The 19309-nt window shown below is 39.5% G+C and carries 13 protein-coding genes and 2 tRNA genes; 7 read left to right on the top strand and 8 right to left on the bottom strand.

Translation table 11 applies throughout. From position 1 onward, the window contains the following. Positions 1-92: 92 nt before the first annotated feature. The 3 genes from AB657_RS09860 to AB657_RS09850 form a co-directional block, all read right to left on the bottom strand. The gene (locus tag AB657_RS09860; protein ID WP_047246336.1) at positions 93-752 is read right to left on the bottom strand and encodes a class I SAM-dependent methyltransferase; all 660 of its coding nucleotides are present in this window, start codon (positions 750-752) and stop codon (positions 93-95) included. Between the two features lie 93 nt (positions 753-845). Then, a complete protein-coding gene (locus tag AB657_RS09855) occupies positions 846-2141 on the bottom strand; it encodes a RagB/SusD family nutrient uptake outer membrane protein (protein ID WP_198146895.1) in 1296 nt (431 codons plus the stop codon). Between the two features lie 51 nt (positions 2142-2192). After that, complete coding sequence (locus tag AB657_RS09850; protein WP_047246334.1) at positions 2193-5171, bottom strand: SusC/RagA family TonB-linked outer membrane protein; 2979 nt, start codon at positions 5169-5171, stop codon at positions 2193-2195. Between the two features lie 208 nt (positions 5172-5379). Between AB657_RS09850 and AB657_RS09845 the strand changes: the two genes are divergently transcribed. The 3 genes from AB657_RS09845 to AB657_RS09835 all read left to right on the top strand — a co-directional run bounded on the left by AB657_RS09845 (position 5380) and on the right by AB657_RS09835 (position 8019). After that, the gene (locus AB657_RS09845) at positions 5380-6129 is read left to right on the top strand and encodes a DeoR/GlpR family DNA-binding transcription regulator (protein WP_047246333.1); all 750 of its coding nucleotides are present in this window, start codon (positions 5380-5382) and stop codon (positions 6127-6129) included. 280 nt (positions 6130-6409) lie between these two features. Continuing rightward, the gene (locus tag AB657_RS09840; RefSeq protein WP_047246332.1) at positions 6410-7111 is read left to right on the top strand and encodes an NUDIX hydrolase; all 702 of its coding nucleotides are present in this window, start codon (positions 6410-6412) and stop codon (positions 7109-7111) included. A gap of 29 nt (positions 7112-7140) precedes the next feature. Next, positions 7141-8019: a sugar phosphate isomerase/epimerase family protein gene (locus tag AB657_RS09835; RefSeq protein ID WP_047246331.1), complete on the top strand. Its 879-nt coding sequence runs from the start codon at positions 7141-7143 to the stop codon at positions 8017-8019. A 272-nt stretch (positions 8020-8291) separates the two neighbouring features. On the opposite strand, the gene AB657_RS09830 is transcribed toward AB657_RS09835, so the two are convergent. The 3 genes from AB657_RS09830 to mutS all read right to left on the bottom strand — a co-directional run bounded on the left by AB657_RS09830 (position 8292) and on the right by mutS (position 11182). Then, a tRNA-Leu gene (locus AB657_RS09830) sits at positions 8292-8375 on the bottom strand. A 56-nt stretch (positions 8376-8431) separates the two neighbouring features. Beyond that, positions 8432-8504 (bottom strand) — tRNA-Gly (locus AB657_RS09825). Between the two features lie 95 nt (positions 8505-8599). Further along, entirely contained in the window at positions 8600-11182 is a 2583-nt protein-coding gene (gene mutS / locus AB657_RS09820) for a DNA mismatch repair protein MutS (protein ID WP_047247915.1), read from the bottom strand. Positions 11183-11329: 147 nt separating this feature from the next. On the opposite strand from mutS, the gene AB657_RS09815 reads away from it, so the two are divergent. After that, the gene (locus AB657_RS09815) at positions 11330-11860 is read left to right on the top strand and encodes an RNA methyltransferase (protein ID WP_047246330.1); all 531 of its coding nucleotides are present in this window, start codon (positions 11330-11332) and stop codon (positions 11858-11860) included. Between the two features lie 115 nt (positions 11861-11975). Here AB657_RS09815 and folK read toward each other — a convergent pair whose 3' ends face one another. Continuing rightward, positions 11976-13121 (bottom strand): 2-amino-4-hydroxy-6-hydroxymethyldihydropteridine diphosphokinase, encoded by a 1146-nt coding sequence (gene folK / locus AB657_RS09810; protein WP_047246329.1) that lies wholly within the window; start codon positions 13119-13121, stop codon positions 11976-11978. A gap of 71 nt (positions 13122-13192) precedes the next feature. On the opposite strand from folK, the gene sppA reads away from it, so the two are divergent. From sppA to AB657_RS09795, 3 genes are read left to right on the top strand one after another with little or no spacing between them, the layout of a single operon-like run. Beyond that, positions 13193-14953 (top strand): signal peptide peptidase SppA, encoded by a 1761-nt coding sequence (gene sppA / locus AB657_RS09805; protein ID WP_047246328.1) that lies wholly within the window; start codon positions 13193-13195, stop codon positions 14951-14953. Position 14954: 1 nt separating this feature from the next. Then, positions 14955-15665, top strand: coding sequence for a queuosine precursor transporter (locus AB657_RS09800; protein ID WP_047246327.1), 711 nt, complete (start codon positions 14955-14957; stop codon positions 15663-15665). Between the two features lie 44 nt (positions 15666-15709). Next, entirely contained in the window at positions 15710-18460 is a 2751-nt protein-coding gene (locus AB657_RS09795) for an AsmA family protein (RefSeq protein WP_047246326.1), read from the top strand. Here AB657_RS09795 and AB657_RS09790 read toward each other — a convergent pair. Next, on the bottom strand, positions 18453-19247 hold the full coding sequence (locus AB657_RS09790) for a DUF2797 domain-containing protein (RefSeq protein WP_047246325.1): 795 nt from the start codon (positions 19245-19247) through the stop codon (positions 18453-18455). The two genes, AB657_RS09795 and AB657_RS09790, sit on opposite strands and share 8 nt — an antisense overlap. Positions 19248-19309: the final 62 nt, after the last annotated feature.

Below are 19309 nucleotides of genomic sequence, written 5' to 3'. Positions count from 1 at the left end.
AGAATATTTAATATCAAAAGGTACATATTTTTTTAGCAATATCTCCCGGCTTTTTCTATCGAATGTGTTAGCTTGTAATATTCGACAAGCAATTACATTATTTTTAGAATCAATGATATTGGATGGTCTTGGTCATTGGTCACCTCTTTCATGTATGATGTGTACAAGCCTGCGGCTTGGATAACTTTGGTCCAATCCTCGAACGTGCGGGCATACCAACCATGGCCATCCGTAAAATTTCCGGGGAGGCCTTTCCATGAATCGGATATTAATTGGCTCTGGTATTGTAACCCATTTGCTATTATAAAATAGGGGTGAAGGGTCTGTATTATAATACTCCCATCTGGCGTTAAGAGCTCTTTTACTTTCTTTAATAGTATATCCAGCCCTTTTTCTTGGTATAGGCTAAAGTTGAAAATGGCCGTATCAAACGGTGCAGGTGGGTGGGCCTTTCCATTTACGATTTCATCATAGGTTATATTGTAATATTCTTCACTACCTTTTTTTCGGGCATTTTTCAATAATGCTTCCGTGGCGTCCAAACCAACGGCATGTTTGCCCATATTCGAAATACTTCGTGTTAGCCAACCTTCTCCACAACCTATATCCAAAATTTTTTGGCCACTATCTTTTTCTATTGTTTTGATGATGGCTTTGTTCGTAAAGACTCTTGAAGGTATTTTGTCATTATCGATAATTTTGATCCATTCTTCTGCGTTTTTGTTCCATGAATCTAAAATGGGTCTGTCCATAGGGCTATTGATTACTTTTGATATACAATTAAAAAAAGGCCTGTCAATAAATATAACAAGCCTTGTTTTTAGTTTAAAATCACTTACGCTTTTTTATATGCTAGGGTCATCGGGAGTGTTAGGGTTACTATTTCTCTCCGTATCCGGATAGGGGTAAAAATTCCTGTTTCTCTCCTCGTCGTAATTCATAGAGGCGCCGCTTGGCTCTGGTCTTCCAAATCTTCTACTGTCTTCTAAACTTAAGCCAGAAAGAAAAAGTTCTGCCCTTCTGTTCTTGTACGTTTCCAGAAGCAATGCTTCTACGGTACTGGCTCCACTATAGGCAGCTGCATTGGCGTTGATGCCGAATACATCGTCCGTATCTGTCAAGACATCGTTTAAAGCGTTTATGGCCGCTGTTATATCCGGACTGCTTTTTCTAAGATTGGCTTCGGCCAAAATTAAATTCATTTCATCGGGTATATAAAGAGGGATAGATCCGGTGTTCACATTAAAGAATCCGGAAAGATCCTCGATTGGCAATCCATTTTGATTGGTCTCGTCTAGAGGAACCAGGTAAAAATCGAATCTGCCGTCTGCAGGGTCAAATACAAACTCTGAAGGAAGTCCAAAATTGTCCCTAGGTTTAAAGTTAGGTGCGTTATTTAAAAAGACCCTATTCCATATTGGGTTTAGGTTTTGCGAATCATACGCAAAAGTAGAGGTAGAGCTTGGATCAACGTCATTTGCCGCCGTAATGGCCGCTTCATAGTTGCCTGCAAATAGGTTGTACCTCGCCAAGTAGGCATTGACCGTATTGGTTAAATCTATATTGCCCAAGGTAACGGCATTCGTAAATTCCGATGATACGGGAGTGGTTGCTATGGTGCTTTTAGCTTCGTTCAATAAAGAGATGGCAGTTTCGTATGCCTGAATACGAGAAACGAATTCTGCGCTATTGTCATTATTGGTCTCAACTACCACTTGTTCAAAATTCTGGGCTAAACTTCCAATGGCCATGGCCTTAAAAAGTTTGGCGTGGGCTATTAGGCCTGCTTGGGTGCCTGCTTCCAAATCTATGTTCAATGCATTGCTCTCAATATCCTCTGCAATTTTAACTACCCGCAGCATTGTGGACCAAAGACCTTGTACATTTGAGTTGAAGTTTGGTAGGGCGGTGCCTCCATCCTCTAATTCTATCATATTTTGATAGGTTGTGGTAATACCTCCTTCTCTTGTTGTAATAGCGGGTGTTTCAACGATCCATCTAACACCAGTGGTAGAGTAGAGTTGTTGTAGGCCTACGGCAGAGGCTAAAATTCCTTCCCTTGTAGAGAATGTTTCCTCGGCCGTTGCGGCATTCGGATTGTCAAAATCAGTTTCGCAAGATGCCAACAATATGATTGACATAAGGGCGAAAATCGTTTTATTTAATTTATATGTTTTCATCATGTTCTTTTTTTAGAAGTTGACATTAATACCAAGTTGATAGGTGCGTGGAATTGGAACGCCTGCAAAATCGAACCCTCTTACACCATTGCTCTGGCCTGCTGTGTTGATTTCTGGGTCCCAGCCACTATAATCGTCCCAAGAAATAAGGTTTCTACCGATTAAGCTGAACTTTATGTTGTCAACACCGTTAAAAGGTGTTTTTAGATTATAGGATAATGCCAATTCCCTTAATTTAACAAAGGAGCCATCTTCTACAAATTCTTCAAAAATATTTGCTTGGGCGCTTCCATACCCTTTGGGTTGGTTGCCTAAAAGTTCTTGGCCTACATTGTACCCGCCCCCAAAGATGACATTGTCCATAAGTCTTCGGTTCCAGTTAAAGACATCAAAACCTTGTACGGCATCAAATTGAATTCTAAGGGCAAAGTTCTTATAGGTAAATTCATTGATAAGGGAACCGAACCAATCTGGATTTGGGTCACCGATCACTTTTGACGATGTGCCATCCTCGTTGGTGCCGGCATATGGGTAGCCATCGGCATCAAGGGCAATACTGCCGTCCGCTTCCCTGGCATAGAACTGACGATAGAAGACACCTAGTGGCTCGCCTTCGATGACATAATTTGTTGAAAAGCTACCATCAAGGGCAAACTGTCCGCCTCCGGCAACATCGGTTACCACATTGTCGTTTTTAGAAAATGTGGCAGTGGCTTCCCATGTAAAATCATTGGTTTTTATTGGACTACCTTTCAATAATATTTCTATACCCTTGTTTTCTAGGTTGCCCACGTTTTCTATTCTTGATGAAAAGCCTGTTGAAGGGGCTAATTCTCTAGGTAGTAGAAGGTCGGTAACTTTTTGTTTGTAATAGGTAAACTCCAAACCTAATCTATTGTTTAAGAATCCGGCATCGAATCCAAACTCAAACTCATCCTGTCTCTCGGGCGCTATGTCCAAATCTCCCTGTTGGGTGTTTGGTATTAAGCTTGTAGACCCGTTAATGGCAGAAGGGCTTAACAAAGTGTAACGTTGAAAGGCGGATAAGGCGGTAAGGTTACCGGCCTGCCCCCAAGAAGCTCTTACCTTAAATGTTGGAAAAGCATCCCCGAAAGTATCTTCCCAAAAATCTTCTTCCGATACTACGTAAGAAGCACTTGCCTTGGCATAGAGTTGGTTTCTTTGATCTTCTCCAAAAGTAGAGGCTCCGTCTAATCGGATAGCTCCGTTTACATATAATTTGTTCTTATAACTAAAGGATTGTTGTAAGAAAGAACCCCAGTATGAAATTTGGGAGCGGCTTTCGCCTTGGGCAAGAATACTACCGCTTTCGGCAGTTTCTACAATAGGGGGCAATCCGTCGGCGCTAATGCCTACTCTATCAAATTCTTCATATTGCCATGATCCACCTAAAGTAGTAGTAGACGAAATATCTTCGTTCAAATCTGTTCTGTAGGTGAGGTTGAGGTCACTATTGTATTGAAAATTATTGATATCCGATCTTCTGGCAAATCCGTTTGCATTCGTAGAAGTATTGTTTATGGGGATAAAGGCGGTAGCCGATTGGTTAAAGTAATCTACCCCCAAAGTATAGTTAGCACTAAGGTGCTCCGTAATTTTTGCATCCAGACCGATGTTCGAAATAATACGATTTATTTTTTGTCCGAAATCAAATCGGTTTACGGCCTCTAACGGATTGGTCCTGGGAACCAAAAGCGAGGTTACAGGGTAAACTCCCGATTCGTTAGGGTAGGGGTTTATGGAGTTGTCGCTAAAGACAAAACCGGTAATGGCACCATACGCAGAATTGATACCACCATTGGGTACATCGTTACTTTGACTGCGAACATAGTTTAAACCGGCGTTGATGGTAAGCCAATCGGTCGCTTTTTGAGTAAGGTTTACTTTAAAACCAAGTCTTTGAAAATCAGAATTTTTTATAATTCCTTCATTATCTAGGTGAGATGCGGATAAAAAATAGGAGGTTTTATCGTTACCACCATTTACCGACAGGTAATTTTCTATACCAAAACCTGTTTCAAAGAAGGTGTCCTGTAAATTATATCGTGTTGCCGGTACGGTATTTAAATTAGTACGGTCAAAAGGATCCTCCCAAGCCAATGGCACGGTATTGTAATCGATTTCCTTTCTTAGTTCGTTAATTTTAATATTGGTAGAAAAACTAAATCTAGGTTCGCCAGATTTACCTTTTTTTGTAAATATTTGAACCACACCGTTACTGGCCCTTGAACCATAAATGGCAGCGGCAGCCGCTCCTTTTATTATTTCAATTCTTTCTACATCGTTAGGGTTAAGGTCGGCCAAACGGTTTTGGGCGTTACCCCCAAGGTCGATCAGTTCGTTACTGGAATTACTGAAGATAATACCATCTACAATATACAAAGGGTCAGAACTACCTAATACGGTACTGGGCCCCCTTAGTCTAATGCTTATTCCACCTGCGGGGTCACCAGAGTTCTGCTGTACTAGTGCACCTGTAGTCTTTCCTGAGATTGCCTGGTCTACGGCAGTAGCACCATTATTTACCAAGTCTTCTGCACTTACCGAAGATATGGCGTTACCTAAGGTCCGTTTGTTGACACCCACGGTGTTTCCTGTTACGATTACCTCGTCAAGACTTAAAAGGTCTTCGCTCATTGTTATATCGGTAACAATAACATTGCTGGATCCCAAGTTAATGGGGATTTGCTTGGTGGAATATCCTAAATAACTTGTGGTTAATAGATACTCTCCTTCAGGTAAATTGGCGGTTAATACATAATTACCGTCAAAATCTGTAACGGCACCGAACGACGTGCCTTTTATGAATACCGATGCACCGGGTATGGGTTGGTCGTTATTCGCATCTGTAATAGTTCCCTTCAGGGAATACTCCGTTGTTTGTGCAAAGGAGAAAGCGCTGTAAAGCATTAGTAGCATGAACGCTAATCTAGAAGCGGTTGGCTCTAGTTTTAATCTACATTTTTTCATAGAGTATAGAGTTAGTTAAATTAATGGGGTGTCTGTTTCAGCAATTTCTAAAAGAGACGTTAATTCTGAATAAAAATACTAAAAAAAAGATATCTTGCAGTTTTGTGCAATTTTAATTTGCAAAATACCGAAATTTTTTAAAATATGTTGGTTATTTTTTTAATTTGGCCATACATTCGTTAAAATTTTGAGAATAGAATTATAGGCAGTGTTAAAAGCGGAGAGACATCGGGTTATTTTAAATGAAGTGGCGATTCACAATCGGATATTACTCACAGATATTTCAGAGGTCTTAAATGTTTCGGTAGATACGGTTAGGCGTGATGTGACTCAGTTAGATGCCGAGAAAAAACTACAAAAAGTCCATGGAGGGGCTATAGCCCTTGGTTACGTCAACAATACGGGCGAACATGATAAGGTGTATGCTCTTAATGAAAAGGGGCAGATCGCGAAGAAGGCCTTGGGGCTTCTTGAAAATGGAAATGTTATTATTATACATGGGGGAACTACCTGTTTGGAATTGGCAAGAATGATACCCTCGAATATAAGTCTCACCTGTTTTACGTTAAGTTTGCCCGTAGCGGTTGAGCTTTGTAAAAAACCAAAGTTAGAAGTGATAATGATAGGGGGCACAATGGCTAAGGAGTCACAGATAGCTTCCGGTGGTAGTGCAATTCACGATTTAATGAATATTAAGGTAGACTACAGTTTTATCGGTACCGGGTATGTTGATGTAAATTTTGGACTTACGGAGTTCGACTACGAAAGCGTTCAGGTAAAAAGGGCCGTGGTAAATGCTTCCAAAACACCGGTACTACTGACCATATCAGAAAAATTAAATTCTAGAAACCGTTATAAGACTTGTGAATTGAACGATATTGCCGTGATGATTACAGAGCTGGATCCGACAAATGAAAAATTACGTGAGTTTAGGGATTCTGGTATTAAAATTTATTGACACACTCTTTTTTTTGATCAGGTTTTCTGGTAGCTTACATACCAAAATAATCTGCAGTTATGGAGACCATGATTTGTGCCCTAGTTGAATTTGTATTCCTTTTTAGAGGGTTTTCATTTAATTTATAGCATAAAAATAGCTGATTTTGCGCGGCGTTAATAGCCTAAATCACTTGTTTTTGTCGTTATCGATATTATTGTCTCTTTTTGTTACAATAATGTTTTGTTTTCTTCTTCTTTTGTTGGTTCTTTGATATATCTGAATTTTAAAACCATAAAAATTGAATAATAGACTCGAAAAGGATGATTATATTCAAAATATCTCATATGATTCGGTCATCTTCGGATTTAACGGTACACAGTTAAAAATTTTGATATTGGAGTATCACAACACTGGGTTGTTCGCGCTACCAGGTGGTTTTGTCAAAATAAACGAAGATTTGGACGAGGCCGTTAAAGATGGGGTTAGTAAGAGAACGGGGTTAGAGAACATTTATCTGGAGCAATACCACACTTTCGGCAGTTTGTCGCGTTCTGATTCGACCGCCATGAGAAGAATTATCGAGGAAAGTGATTTGGATGTGAAAGATTGTGAGTGGATGTTTGGTAGGTTTATATCCGTCGGGTACTATGCCTTGATCAATTATGAAGAGGTTTCGCCAAAACCAGATGCGCTTTCCGATAGCATTAATTGGTACCCTATCGATTCTTTGCCTAAGCTTATGATGGATCATGAGGAAATGGTGGCCAAAGCGCTTCAGGTGCTAAGGGCAAACTTTGAAAACAAATTAATAGGGATGAATCTTTTGCCTGCAAAGTTCACAATGAAACAATTGCAGCAAGTACATGAGGCCATTCTAGGGGAAAAATTAAGAAGAACTACGTTTCAAAGAAAAATGCTTTCCAAGGATATTCTGGTAAGACATGAAAAACTTTTTCAGGGCAAAGCCCATAAGGCGCCTTATTTATACAGTTTTAAATAGAACAATAATTAACACTTAACTCTATAACAATGAAAAAAACAACTCAAAAAACACTATTTCAATTAGCCTTTGTGGCTCTTTTTCTTATAAATGCCGCTTCTATGTATGCACAAGATAAATTTGGAGGCCTGGCATTATATACAGTACGTGATGATATGGGGACAAATGTAAAGGCGACATTGCAGGCCGTGGCCGATGCAGGTTATAAGAACATTGAAGCTGCCGGATATGAAGATGGAAAATTTTATGGTCTTAGTCCAAAAGAATTTAAATCTATGGCGAAATCTATGGGATTAAAACCAATTAGTACACATCAGGGAACCGTTACTATGGAGAATGCCGATAAAATGATGGCAGATGTCAAAGCGGCAGGTTTCAAGTACTTTGTTATTCCTGTTCCTCCAATGGGCATGTTCGAGTTTAATATGGAAGAAAAAACAATGAATATGAAGGGCAGCGCCGCCGAATTGGCGGAAATTTTAGATGTCTTAGGGGAGAAAGCCCATAAGGCAGGGCTAAAATTATTGTACCACAACCATAATTTTGAATTTGAAAAGAATGCAGAAGGTATTGTTACCATCGATTATTTGTTGGAGAACTGTAATCCTAAGTTTGTCAATTTTCAAATGGACCTTTATTGGGTGACAAAGGCCGGAGCGGATCCTGTGGCCTATTTTGAGAAATACCCTGGTAGATTTAAGATTTGGCATGTAAAGGATATGGACGAACAAGGTAGGTTTGCTCCCGTTGGTAATGGAAGCATTGATTTCAAACGCATTTTGGATAACAAAAAATTATCCGGAATGAAATATTATATGGTCGAACAAGATATGACCTTCGACGGGTTAAAACCGTTGGAAGCTATAAAAATCAGTCATGACGGATTAAAAAAGTTCGGCTTTCATTAATAGGTCGAGCTGGGTATAGACCGAGCCATGTTGTATTTGAATATAGACATGGTGCTATGACCTGTTTGTTTTCTTTATGAATATAGGTGTACTACCCGTGTAAAGAAATACAGGTAATAATAAACCAACATTGCGTTAAAGGCCTTGACAAAAGTAATTGTCAGGGCTTTTTTTGTTTCTGTTATATTGGGGAAACGTAGCTTATGCTGTTTTTGATTTTGGTAACGTGATAGCTAAAAACGAAAAAACCCCCTATAATTAGGGGGCTTAAGTACTCGAGGCGGGACTTGAACCCGCACGGCCCAAAGGCCACAGGATTTTAAGTCCGGCGTGTCTACCAATTCCACCACTCGAGCCTAAATACCTATCGATGGTATTGGACTAAAAAAAAACGCTGTAACCAGCGTTTTTGAGCGAAAAACGGGATTCGAACCCGCGACCTCCACCTTGGCAAGGTGGCGCTCTACCAGCTGAGCTATTTTCGCAAGTTTAAAGAACGTGCATCTATATCTAAAGATGCGGGTGCAAATTTAATATAATTCTATAAATTCCAAAGCAAAATTCGAAAAAAGAAATATAATTATGAGGTCGCTTTCTTCTTCTTTGATAATAAGCGTTTTATTTCATTGAGCTTCATTAATGCCTCTACCGGAGTTAGCGTATCAATGTCTAAATGCAATATTTCTTCTTTTATTTCTTCTAAAAGTGGGTCGTCTAGATTAAAGAAACTCAATTGCATTTCGTCTTGGGCCGAGTTGAGCTTATCGGTCAACTCTTCATTGGAATGCGATTTTTCCAGTTTCTTTAATATTTTATGGGCTTTGGCGATTACCTGTTGTGGCATGCCGGCCATTTTAGCTACGTGTATACCAAAACTATGCTCGCTTCCTCCCGGTGTAAGCTTTCTGAGAAACAATACGTTGTCCTTCAGTTCTTTTACCGAAACATTGTAGTTCTTAATACGGTCAAAAGTGGCCGACATCTCATTAAGTTCGTGGTAATGGGTGGCGAACAACGTTTTGGCCCTTGCAGGGTGTTCGTGTAAGTATTCTGAGATGGCCCATGCAATGGATATACCGTCGTACGTACTGGTACCTCGTCCTATTTCATCTAAGAGTACCAAACTTCTTTCGCTGAGATTGTTCAGTATAGAAGCGGTTTCGTTCATCTCTACCATAAAAGTAGATTCGCCCATAGAGATGTTGTCACTGGCACCCACTCGAGTAAATATTTTATCTACGTAGCCTATTTTAGCAGCTTCGGCAGGAACAAAACTTCCCATTTGGGCCAATAGTACTATGAGTGCGGTTTGCCTTAGAATGGCCGATTTACCACTCATATTTGGCCCGGTTATCATTACTATCTGTTGGTTGTTGCGGTCCAGGGCTACATCATTGGCAATATAGGCTTCTCCAATGGGCAATTGTTTTTCAATGACAGGGTGTCTGCCGTTTATGATGGATATATCCGTAGAGTCGTTCAGTTCGGGGGCGACATAATTGTTTTCCTTTGCCAATTGTGTAAAGCCGCATAAACAGTCCAATTGGGCAATAAGCTGGGCATTGTTCTGTACCGGTTGAATGTATTCTTGCATCCAGACCACCAATTGTGAGAACAACTGCTGCTCCATGGCCAGTATGCGTTCTTCGGCCCCCAGTATTTTAGACTCGTATTCTTTGAGCTCTTCAGTGATGTAACGCTCCGCATTGACCAAGGTCTGTTTTCTGATCCAAGTTTCCGGAACTTTGTCTTTATGGGTGTTTCTGACCTCTATGTAGTAGCCGAAAACATTGTTGGAGGCAATCTTTAATGATGTGATGCCCGTAGCTTCGGTTTCACGCTCCAGCATTTTGTCCAAATAGTCTTTGCCCGAGGTGGCCAAGCCTCTAAGCTCGTCCAATTCTTCTGAGAATCCTTCGGCTATAACATTTCCTTTTAAGATATTGACGGGCGCCTCTTCGTTGAGCATTTCTTTGATCTTTGTTCTTAATAGATCACAAGATTGTAGTTGATCACCGATCAGGGCCAATGCCTCGTTTTTGGAACTGGAAGCCAGTTGTTTAATGGGGATGATGGCTTCTATCGAATTTTTTAGTTGTACTACCTCTTTTGGATTTACTTTCCCGGTAGAAACTTTTGATATAAGACGCTCCAAATCGCCCATTTGCTTTATATGGGACTGAAATTTATGGAGTATGTTTTCATTTTCGGATAGGTGGGATACCACCTCATGCCTGCTTTTTATTTTTTGAACGTTTTTTAGCGGTAAGGCCAACCATCTTTTTATCATTCGGCCTCCCATTGGTGAAATCGTCTTGTCGATAACATCGAGAAGGGTAACCGCATTTTCGTTGTAAGAATGGTATAGTTCCAAATTTTTGATGGTAAAGCGGTCCATCCAAATATATTCGTCCTCGGCAATGCGTTGCAAGGTATTTATGTGCTGCAATTGCCTATGTTGTGTTTCCGATAGGTAATGCAATACTACACCAGAGGCTATGATGCCATCCTTTAGATGATCTACTCCAAATCCTTTCAAGGTTTTGGTCTTAAAGTGGTTGGTGAGGTTTTCCAATGCATAATCTTCCTGAAAAACCCAATCCTCAACAAAAAAGGTATGGAATTGCACCCCGAAAACTTCCAAAAATTCTTTTTTGTGGGCCTTTGATATCAATACTTCGTTGGGAGCAAAATTCTGTAGAAGTTTGTCGATTTGTTCTTCACTTCCTTCAGAGGTCAAAAATTCTCCTGTTGAAATATCTACAAAAGCAACGCCTATTTTTTTTCTACCGAAATGTACGGCACATAAAAAGTTGTTACTCTTGGCACTTAATATATCGTCATTAAGTGCAACGCCCGGGGTAACCAGTTCGGTAACGCCTCTTTTTACAATGGTCTTGGTCTGCTTTGGGTCTTCCAATTGGTCGCAAATAGCAACTCTTTGGCCGGCTTTTACAAGCTTTGGCAAGTAGGTATTTAACGAGTGATGGGGGAAACCGGCTAATTCTGTACGGTCCCCACCATTGTTTCTGTGGGTGAGGATAATACCCAGAATCTTAGAGGCCTTAACAGCGTCTTCTCCAAATGTTTCGTAAAAATCACCAACACGAAACAGTAACATGGCATCAGGATACTTGGTCTTGATGGTATTGTACTGCTTCATCAAAGGGGTTACCTTTTTTGTCTTTACTTTTTTGTCCGCCACTTGTTTTATCTACCTATTTTTGTTGTAAAAAGACGAATATATAGCATTCTCAATGCTATTTGAATTTTTGTTGATATTTAAGGTCTATAGTTGAAAAGTATCTAGATGAGAAAATTAAAGAACGAAGAACTGGGAAGGTTGAATGTTGATCAGTTTAAAAAAACGGAGAAAATACCGGTTAGCATTGTTTTGGACAATATTAGGAGCTTAAATAATATAGGGTCGGTATTTAGAACGGCCGATGCTTTTCTTATCAAAAAGATATACCTCTGCGGAATAACGGCTACCCCGCCACACAAAGATATTCATAAAACGGCCCTTGGTGCTACCGATAGTGTAGAGTGGGAGTATGTGGAAGATATTATGGTGCTGTTGGAAAGGTTAAGGAAAGAGGAGGTCAAGACCATTGCAATAGAACAAGCGGAAGGGGCAGAAATGCTTCATGAGTTCAAACCTGTACCCCAAGATTCCTATGCTTTAATATATGGTAATGAAGTAAAAGGGGTACAGCAAAAAGTAGTGGATAGTTGTGATTCGGTATTGGAAATTCCGCAATTCGGAACCAAGCATTCTCTGAATATATCTGTAAGTGCAGGAGTGGTTATTTGGGATTTTTGGTCAAAATTAAACGCATAAAAAAAGCCCAGCGAATGCTGGGCTTAAGGTATAGTTTGAGTTAGTTAGTTTCTCCTAAGAGTTACACAAGAAAGCAAAATCATTTCTATTGTGCAAGAAATTTACTAAAATTATGTTAATCGTATTTTGAAAGGGCAAAATTCTGAATCTGTTCTAAAATGGTTTCGTAATCTTCTTTTTTGTTCACAAAATCTAACGAAGAAACATCTATAATCAGTTGGTTTTGTGGTGGATATGTTTTTAAAAAATCTAAATATCCCCTGTTGATGTTTTCAAGATATTGACTGTCAATACTTTGTTCGTAATCCCTGCCTCTTTTTTTAATTTGTTCCAATAATCTTTCAGGTGTTTGGTACAGATAAACATAGATTTTTGGCTTTTTCACCTCCTTGTACATGAAATTGAAAATCTTTCGATACAGGTCAAATTCATCTTTTTGAAGGGTTACATTCGCAAAAATCAAGGATTTAAAAATATCGTAATCGCTCACCATAAAGTTCTTGAAAAGGTCAAATTGTTTGGTGTCGTCCATATACTGTTGGTATCGGTCTGCCAAAAAGGACATTTCCAAAGGAAAGGCATAACGGGCCTGGTCTTTATAGAAATTGGGCAAGAACGGATTGTCGGCAAATCTTTCCAGAATTAATTTGGCATTAAAATCTTCCGATATTTTTGTGGCCAAACTTGTTTTTCCCGCTCCAATATTCCCTTCAATGGCAATAAACTGCGTTTCAGAGAAGAGGCTGGTACGGTTGGGGAAGAGCTTTTCTTTCAATTTGGTCAATTTGCTTTTGTCCCTACATTCTTGCAAAAGGTTTCGAGTGTCCTTGTTAAAGATAGGGTGGTAAAACTGTGGAGCAACGTCGGCCAACGGTTTTAGCACAAACCTCCTTTCTTGCAATCTTGGGTGGGGTATGGTCAAGTTTTCATTGTTTACGATTTCGTAACCGTAGTAGATGATATCCAAATCTATGATCCTGCTTTCGTAGCCATCACTTTTTTTTCTCTCCCTTCCCATATTTTTTTCGATAAGCATTAACTTATCTAACAGGGTTTCGGGATTCAGAGGCGTTTCTACCTTGACACATGCATTGAAAAAGTCATCGGATTCAAAGCCCCACGACGGGGTATTGTATATGGGCGATAATGCCGTAATTTCTCCAATATGCTTTTCAATTGAAAAAACTGCATGTTGAAGGTTTTGTCTTTTATGTCCTAAATTGCTTCCGATGGAAATATATACGGTCGTTGTTCTTGTCATAATATGATAGCAAAATAAGTAAAACAATTTCACATTAGTTATCTTTGTCGGCTAATAAAAATTGATGTTGCATGAACTTTTTGAGAAATTTTTTGGCATCCATACTAGGAAGCTTATTTGCTTTTGGTATTGTCTTTGTCATGTTTTTGGTATTGGTGAGTCTATTGGGGAGTGGTGAAGATGTTGTGGCGGTGAAAGACAATTCAGTGTTGGAGATACAGTTGCAACGTCCTATTTCCGATTATACCGGTAGCGGTGAATCGGACCCCTTTTCTGGAATATTCGAGGAGTCTCAAGGATTGGATGAAATTTTGCACGCCATAAAAGTGGCAAAGAACGATGAGCGTATCAAGGGTATAAGCATCAATAATAATTTTATTCTTGCAGGTCTGTCACAAACCCAGACTTTACGAAAGGTCTTAAAAGATTTTAAGGCATCAGGTAAGTTCGTATTTGCCTATGGTGATTTTTATTCGCAAAAAGACTACTATTTGTCAAGTGTGGCCGATTCGGTTTTTATGAATCCCGTAGGGGTGTTGGATTTTAAGGGGTTGTCTTCGGAAGTTTTATATTATAAAGATCTTCAGGAGAAAACAGGTATTAAAATGGAGGTAGTGCGCCATGGTAAGTATAAAAGTGCCGTAGAACCTTATCTGGAAAATCAAATGAGCGATGCAAATAGAACGCAGATCAAAGAGTTGATACAGTCTTTGTGGAATTCCATGCTTTCCGATATTTCGGAAGATAGAGGTATTACCATGCAAAACCTGAATGTTATCGCCGATACCTTGGGGGGCAGGTTGCCAAAATATGCAAAAGAAAATGGGTTGATAGATAATATTCTTTTTTATGATGAATATGAAGGTAGAATTGCTAGCTTATTGTCCGCAGGGGAAAATATGGATGTGAACTATATTGCTTTAGAGGATTATACTAAATATTCTAACAGTAAAAAGCTTAAGACAGGAAGCGATAAAATTGCCGTAATATTTGCGCAAGGAGAGATTTTGTATGGAGAAGGAGGTCCGGACATAATAGGCCAAGGTTTAATAAACGAAGCATTGATAAAGGCAAAAGAAGATGATGAGGTAAAAGCCATAGTTTTAAGGGTAAATTCGCCGGGTGGTAGTGCGCTTACTTCCGATATTATTTGGAGAGAAGTAGAACTGGCCAAGGAAAAGAAACCTGTAGTGGTATCTATGGGTGATGTAGCTGCATCTGGTGGATATTATATCGCGGCAGGTGCCGATAAAATATTTGCTGAACCTACGACGATTACAGGATCTATAGGGGTGTTTGGTACCGTGCCGAATATTAATGGTCTTGCAACGGATATAGGTATCAACGCAGAGCAGGTGGGTACCAATAAGAACTCTGTAGATTATTCATTGTTCGAACCTATGAGCGATGCCTTTAGAAATCAGGTGCAAGAGAGTATAGAGGTGACCTACAATACTTTTTTAAGTAGGGTAGCCGCCGGCAGAAATATTTCTATGGCACAGGCCGATAGTGTGGCACAAGGAAGGGTTTGGAGCGGTGCCGATGCTATGCGCTTGGGGCTTGTAGACGAACTGGGAACTTTGGAGGATGCCATATCGGAAGCAGCCAACATGGCCGGGGCAGAAACCTATGGTATTAAAAAATTTCCAAGGTATAAGTCTAGCTTTGAGAGGTTTATGGAAGATTTTTCGGGTGCTACCGCGAAAACAAAAAACAACCTTATCAGGGAAGAAATAGGGGACAAAGCTTATAACGTGCTAAAAGAGGTGCAGGCTATCATGAACCAAAAAGGGGTACAGGCTAGAATGCCCTTTACTTTAAACATAAACTAGAATGCTCCACAAGGATAAATTGTTGGCCCGTAGAATATATTTGTATTTGGGGGCGCTTTTTATAACCTCTTTAGTGGTTTCCAATTTAATATTTCAAAAATTCTTTTACTGGAATCCCTTTGGTGATGTCACAATTTTTGGAGCTCCTTTGTTTGAAATATCCGTAGGGGTGCTGCCTTATCCCATAACTTTTTTGATAACCGATTTAATATCCGAAATCTTTGGTAAGAAAAAGGCGAACCAGATAGTGGTAGCGGGTATTTTTGCGTCCTTCTTTTCGTTGCTCATCGTTTACACTGGCAATGTGGTGCCCGCAACCTCATGGTCACCGGTAAACGATGATTTGTTTACTTCGGTGTTCGGTAATACCATTATAGCGGTTTTTGCCTCTATGATGGCCTATTTATTGGCTCAGTTCGTAGATATACAGATATATCATTTTTGGAAAAACCTTACAAAGGGAAAATATCTTTGGCTGAGGAATAACTTTTCTACGTTTTCTTCTCAACTCATAGATACCTTTACGGTAGTGTTTCTTTTGTGCTCTTTTGGAGAGATACCATGGGGTAGATTCACGGGTCTTGTGATCAGCGGATTTATTTTTAAGATAATTATAGCACTTTTAGACACCCCTTTTCTATACTTCTTCGTATATATAATAAGAAAACGCTTTAAATTATCAGTGAATCAAGAAATTGATTTGGACGCATAATATAAAGCTGATTTTTCTGTTTTTATCACATACACATTGTAATTATGAAAAAGAAGATTTTAAAGATCGTAGGGGTCTTGTTTTTATTGGTAATTGGGCTGTTGGTGGCCATACCCTTTTTTCTTGAAGCCAAGATCGGTGATATTCTAAAAACCAACGTAAACAACTCGGTGAACGCCGACTTCGATTTTTCGGATGCAAGCTTAAGTCTGATCCGTAGTTTTCCAAATGCTGAAGTCCGTCTAAAAGATGTAAGTATGGTCAATAGGCAGCCTTTTGAAGGTGATACTTTGTTTGCGGCAAAAGAGGTTTCGCTGTCCATGGGGCTAATGCAATTGTTAAAGAGTGGTGATGAGCCAATTTCGATAAAAAATATTGCAATAGGAGATGCTTTGCTTCAGATTAAAGTGGATAAGAATGAAAATGCAAATTATGACATAGCCAAAGAGACTGGTTCTGGAACTTCTTCTGATGCGGAGTCTTCTTCGACCGATGGTTTTTCTTTTAATATGGAATCGTACGAAATAACCAACACAAAAATATTTTACGATGATTTATCTACAGGTATTCATTTGGGTATTACCGATATGAACCACCGGGGAAAAGGAGATTTGTCGTTGGAGACCTCTGAGTTGGATACGCATACCGATGCCTTGGTGTCATTTGAAATGGATAGCGCCAATTATTTGAACAATAACAAAATACAATTGGATGCCTTGATAGGTATAGATCTAAAAGAGAACAAGTATTCTTTCTTAAAGAACGAAGCGCTGTTGAATCAACTTCCTTTGGTATTCGATGGTTTTATTAAAATGAACGATGATAACCAAGAGGTAGATATCAGTTTTAAAACACCTTCGTCCGATTTTAAAAACTTCTTGGCAGTTATTCCAGAGGCATATTCAAAAGATATAGCCAATGTTACTACCACCGGTAATTTTGAGGTGCAAGGTAAGTTTGAAGGGGTCGTGGATGAAGAGCATATTCCTAAATTCAATATTACGATCAATTCGGACAATGCTTCTTTTAAGTATCCCGACTTGCCAAAATCGGTAAGAAATATTTTCATAGATGTAGCTATCAATAATACCTCAGGTATCGTGGAAGATACTTACGTGGATATTAACAAGGCATCTTTTATGATCGATGAAGACAAGTTTAACCTTACCTCAAAAATAACGCAGCTCATGGGCAATACACATGTAAATGCCCATATGGATGGCAAGATGAATTTAGCTAATTTAGAAAAGGCATATCCTGTGCCAGAGGGACTTAGTTTAAAAGGACTTTTAGATGCCGATATTAGTACTGCCTTTGATATGGAAACCTTGGAAAAAAAGCAGTATGAAAATACCAGGACCGAGGGACAAATGACCTTGAGCGATTTTGAGTATAAATCGGAAGAAATGCCCAATCCTGTGGTTTTAAAAACTACTTCTGTCAGTTTTAATCCGAAAACGGTGACTTTGAAAGAATTAGACGGTTCTACCGGTAAGACCGATTTTAAAGTGACGGGTGTTGTTAATAATTTCTTGGGCTATTTTTTCAATGATGAGAATATAGAGGGTAATTTTAATCTAGACTCCAATACCTTTGCCTTGAGCGATTTTATGGTAGAGGAAGCTCCACAAGCGGAAAGTGGTGAGGAGGAAACCGGTTCCTCGGACTCAACAACAGAAAAAATTAAGATACCTTCTTTTTTAGATGCCACCTTTGTTGCATCGGCCAATACGGTATTGTATGATGATATTACGTTGAAGAACGTAAAAGGAAACTTGAAGATCAAAGATGAAAAAGCCACGTTGAGCAATATGACCTCGTCTTTATTCGATGGGCAAGTTGCTTTTAGCGGAGAGGTTTCCACTAAGGCCGATACCCCTACGTTTGCCATGAAATTGGGAATGGACCAGTTGAAGATCAGCGAGACTTTTGAGGCTTTGGAGCTTTTTAAGGTGTTGGCTCCGGTTGCGCAAATTATAAAAGGAACTTTTAGTTCCGATATTTCCCTCTCCGGAAATTTGACCGATGATTTTTCTCCAGACCTTTTGTCTCTAAGCGGTGATATACTTGCTGATATTTTAACAAGGGAAATAAGTGCAGAAAAGGCGCCCATGTTAACAGCTCTGGATAGCAAGTTGGATTTTCTTGATTTGGAACAATTGAACCTTAAGGAACTAAAGACGAAATTGTCTTTTAAGGACGGATTGGTTTCTGTGAAGCCGTTTACCATTAATTATAAAGACATAGCCATTAATGTTGACGGTAACCACACTTTTGACCAAAAAATGAATTATAAGGCGACCTTAGAGGTGCCTGCCAAATATTTGGGTAAAGAAATAACTGATTTAATTGCCAAGATAGATGATAGTTCTTTAGATGGCTTAACCATTCCAGTAACCGCCAATATTGGAGGAATGTATAATAGTCCGGAGGTGACCACAGATTTGACTTCTGGGGTAAAGAATTTGACCAATCAATTGATAGAGGTACAGAAGCAAAAACTTATCAGTACGGGAAAAGATAAGGCCAAAGATTTAATAGGGGGTATCTTATCCAATAATACCGAAAAGGATTCTACCTCTGGCAATAATGGTAAAACGGATGCCAAAGAAGTGTTGGGTAATATTTTAGGAGCCACTAAAAAATCTGATACGGCTACATCAAGTGCCGATACCACCGCAACAACACCAAAAAAAGAGGAGGCCGTCAAAGAGGCTGCCAAAGATATTCTCGGGGGCTTGTTCGGTAAGAAAAAAACAAGTGAAACAGAAACAAAAAAAGACTCCATCAAATAATAGAGATACCCACGTAATAACCTTCGTTTCCCCGAATATTAAAGACGGTGCCATCATCAAAGATGAGGTATTGGCCTTTAATGCCCATTAATGTTCCTGAATAGGTTGGGGTTTTGTCCAAATTTAAGCTTTTTACTTTTTCGGGGTATTTTAACACGGGAAACTCAAGATTGGTCTCTGAGTTGTCGGTAATGTAAAAGGGCAGAGCCTCTTCGGGGATGTATTGTTTTAGTTGGTTTCGCCATGCAACCAAATCTTGGTCCTCGTTATTGTTCGTAAGCATCTTGCGCCAATTAGTTTTGTCCGAAAGATGGTCTTTTAGTGCTACTTCCGTAATTCCTGCCAAATATCTGTTGGGTACTTCAACTATTTCGATGGCTTCATGGGCGCCTTGGTCTATCCATCTTGTGGGAACCTGTGATTTTCTGGTAACCCCTACCTTTATGTTGCTGGAGTTGGCGAGGTAGACAATGTGCGGCTGTAATTGTACTTTTTTCTCATAGGCCAAATCGCGGTCTTCTATATCCAAATGGGCCTTGCTTAGTTCCGGTCTCATGATCCAATCACCGGCAGACGGAATCTCGAAAAAACACGATTTGCAAAAGCCCTGTCGGTAAATAGGTCGGTCATTACCGCAATTTAGGCATTGGTGTTTTATGAAATCTATCTTCATCTTCTTGCCCAATACTTGGTTGAGGTTCAGAAAATCTGATTCGAATACTAAATAATACTGAATAGGGCTATCGAGCTCGGTCTCCATTTTTCTTAAGACTCCTTCGTATTGCATATATGGCCTAATTAAAATTTCAATTTGAAAATGATTGGGATAAACCCTATTTTTAGGGCGTA

Source organism: Maribacter thermophilus (assembly GCF_001020565.1).
Classification (GTDB): Bacteria; Bacteroidota; Bacteroidia; order Flavobacteriales; family Flavobacteriaceae; genus Maribacter; species Maribacter thermophilus.
The sequence above is the reverse complement of the archived record's forward strand: the minus strand, read 5'-3'. Positions and strand labels throughout refer to the sequence as shown.

Coding starts and splice junctions, on each gene's coding strand:
- AB657_RS09860 (WP_047246336.1), bottom strand. CDS start 752: ATGGACAGACCCATTTTAGATTCATGGAACAAAAACGCAGAAGAATGG.
- AB657_RS09855 (WP_198146895.1), bottom strand. CDS start 2,141: ATGTCAATCATATTGTTGGCATCTTGCGAAACTGATTTTGACAATCCG.
- AB657_RS09850 (WP_047246334.1), bottom strand. CDS start 5,171: ATGAAAAAATGTAGATTAAAACTAGAGCCAACCGCTTCTAGATTAGCG.
- AB657_RS09835 (WP_047246331.1), top strand. CDS start 7,141: ATGAAAAAAACAACTCAAAAAACACTATTTCAATTAGCCTTTGTGGCT.
- mutS (WP_047247915.1), bottom strand. CDS start 11,182: ATGAAGCAGTACAATACCATCAAGACCAAGTATCCTGATGCCATGTTA.
- AB657_RS09815 (WP_047246330.1), top strand. CDS start 11,330: ATGAGAAAATTAAAGAACGAAGAACTGGGAAGGTTGAATGTTGATCAG.
- folK (WP_047246329.1), bottom strand. CDS start 13,121: ATGACAAGAACAACGACCGTATATATTTCCATCGGAAGCAATTTAGGA.
- sppA (WP_047246328.1), top strand. CDS start 13,193: ATGAACTTTTTGAGAAATTTTTTGGCATCCATACTAGGAAGCTTATTT.
- AB657_RS09800 (WP_047246327.1), top strand. CDS start 14,955: ATGCTCCACAAGGATAAATTGTTGGCCCGTAGAATATATTTGTATTTG.
- AB657_RS09795 (WP_047246326.1), top strand. CDS start 15,710: ATGAAAAAGAAGATTTTAAAGATCGTAGGGGTCTTGTTTTTATTGGTA.
- AB657_RS09790 (WP_047246325.1), bottom strand. CDS start 19,247: ATGCAATACGAAGGAGTCTTAAGAAAAATGGAGACCGAGCTCGATAGC.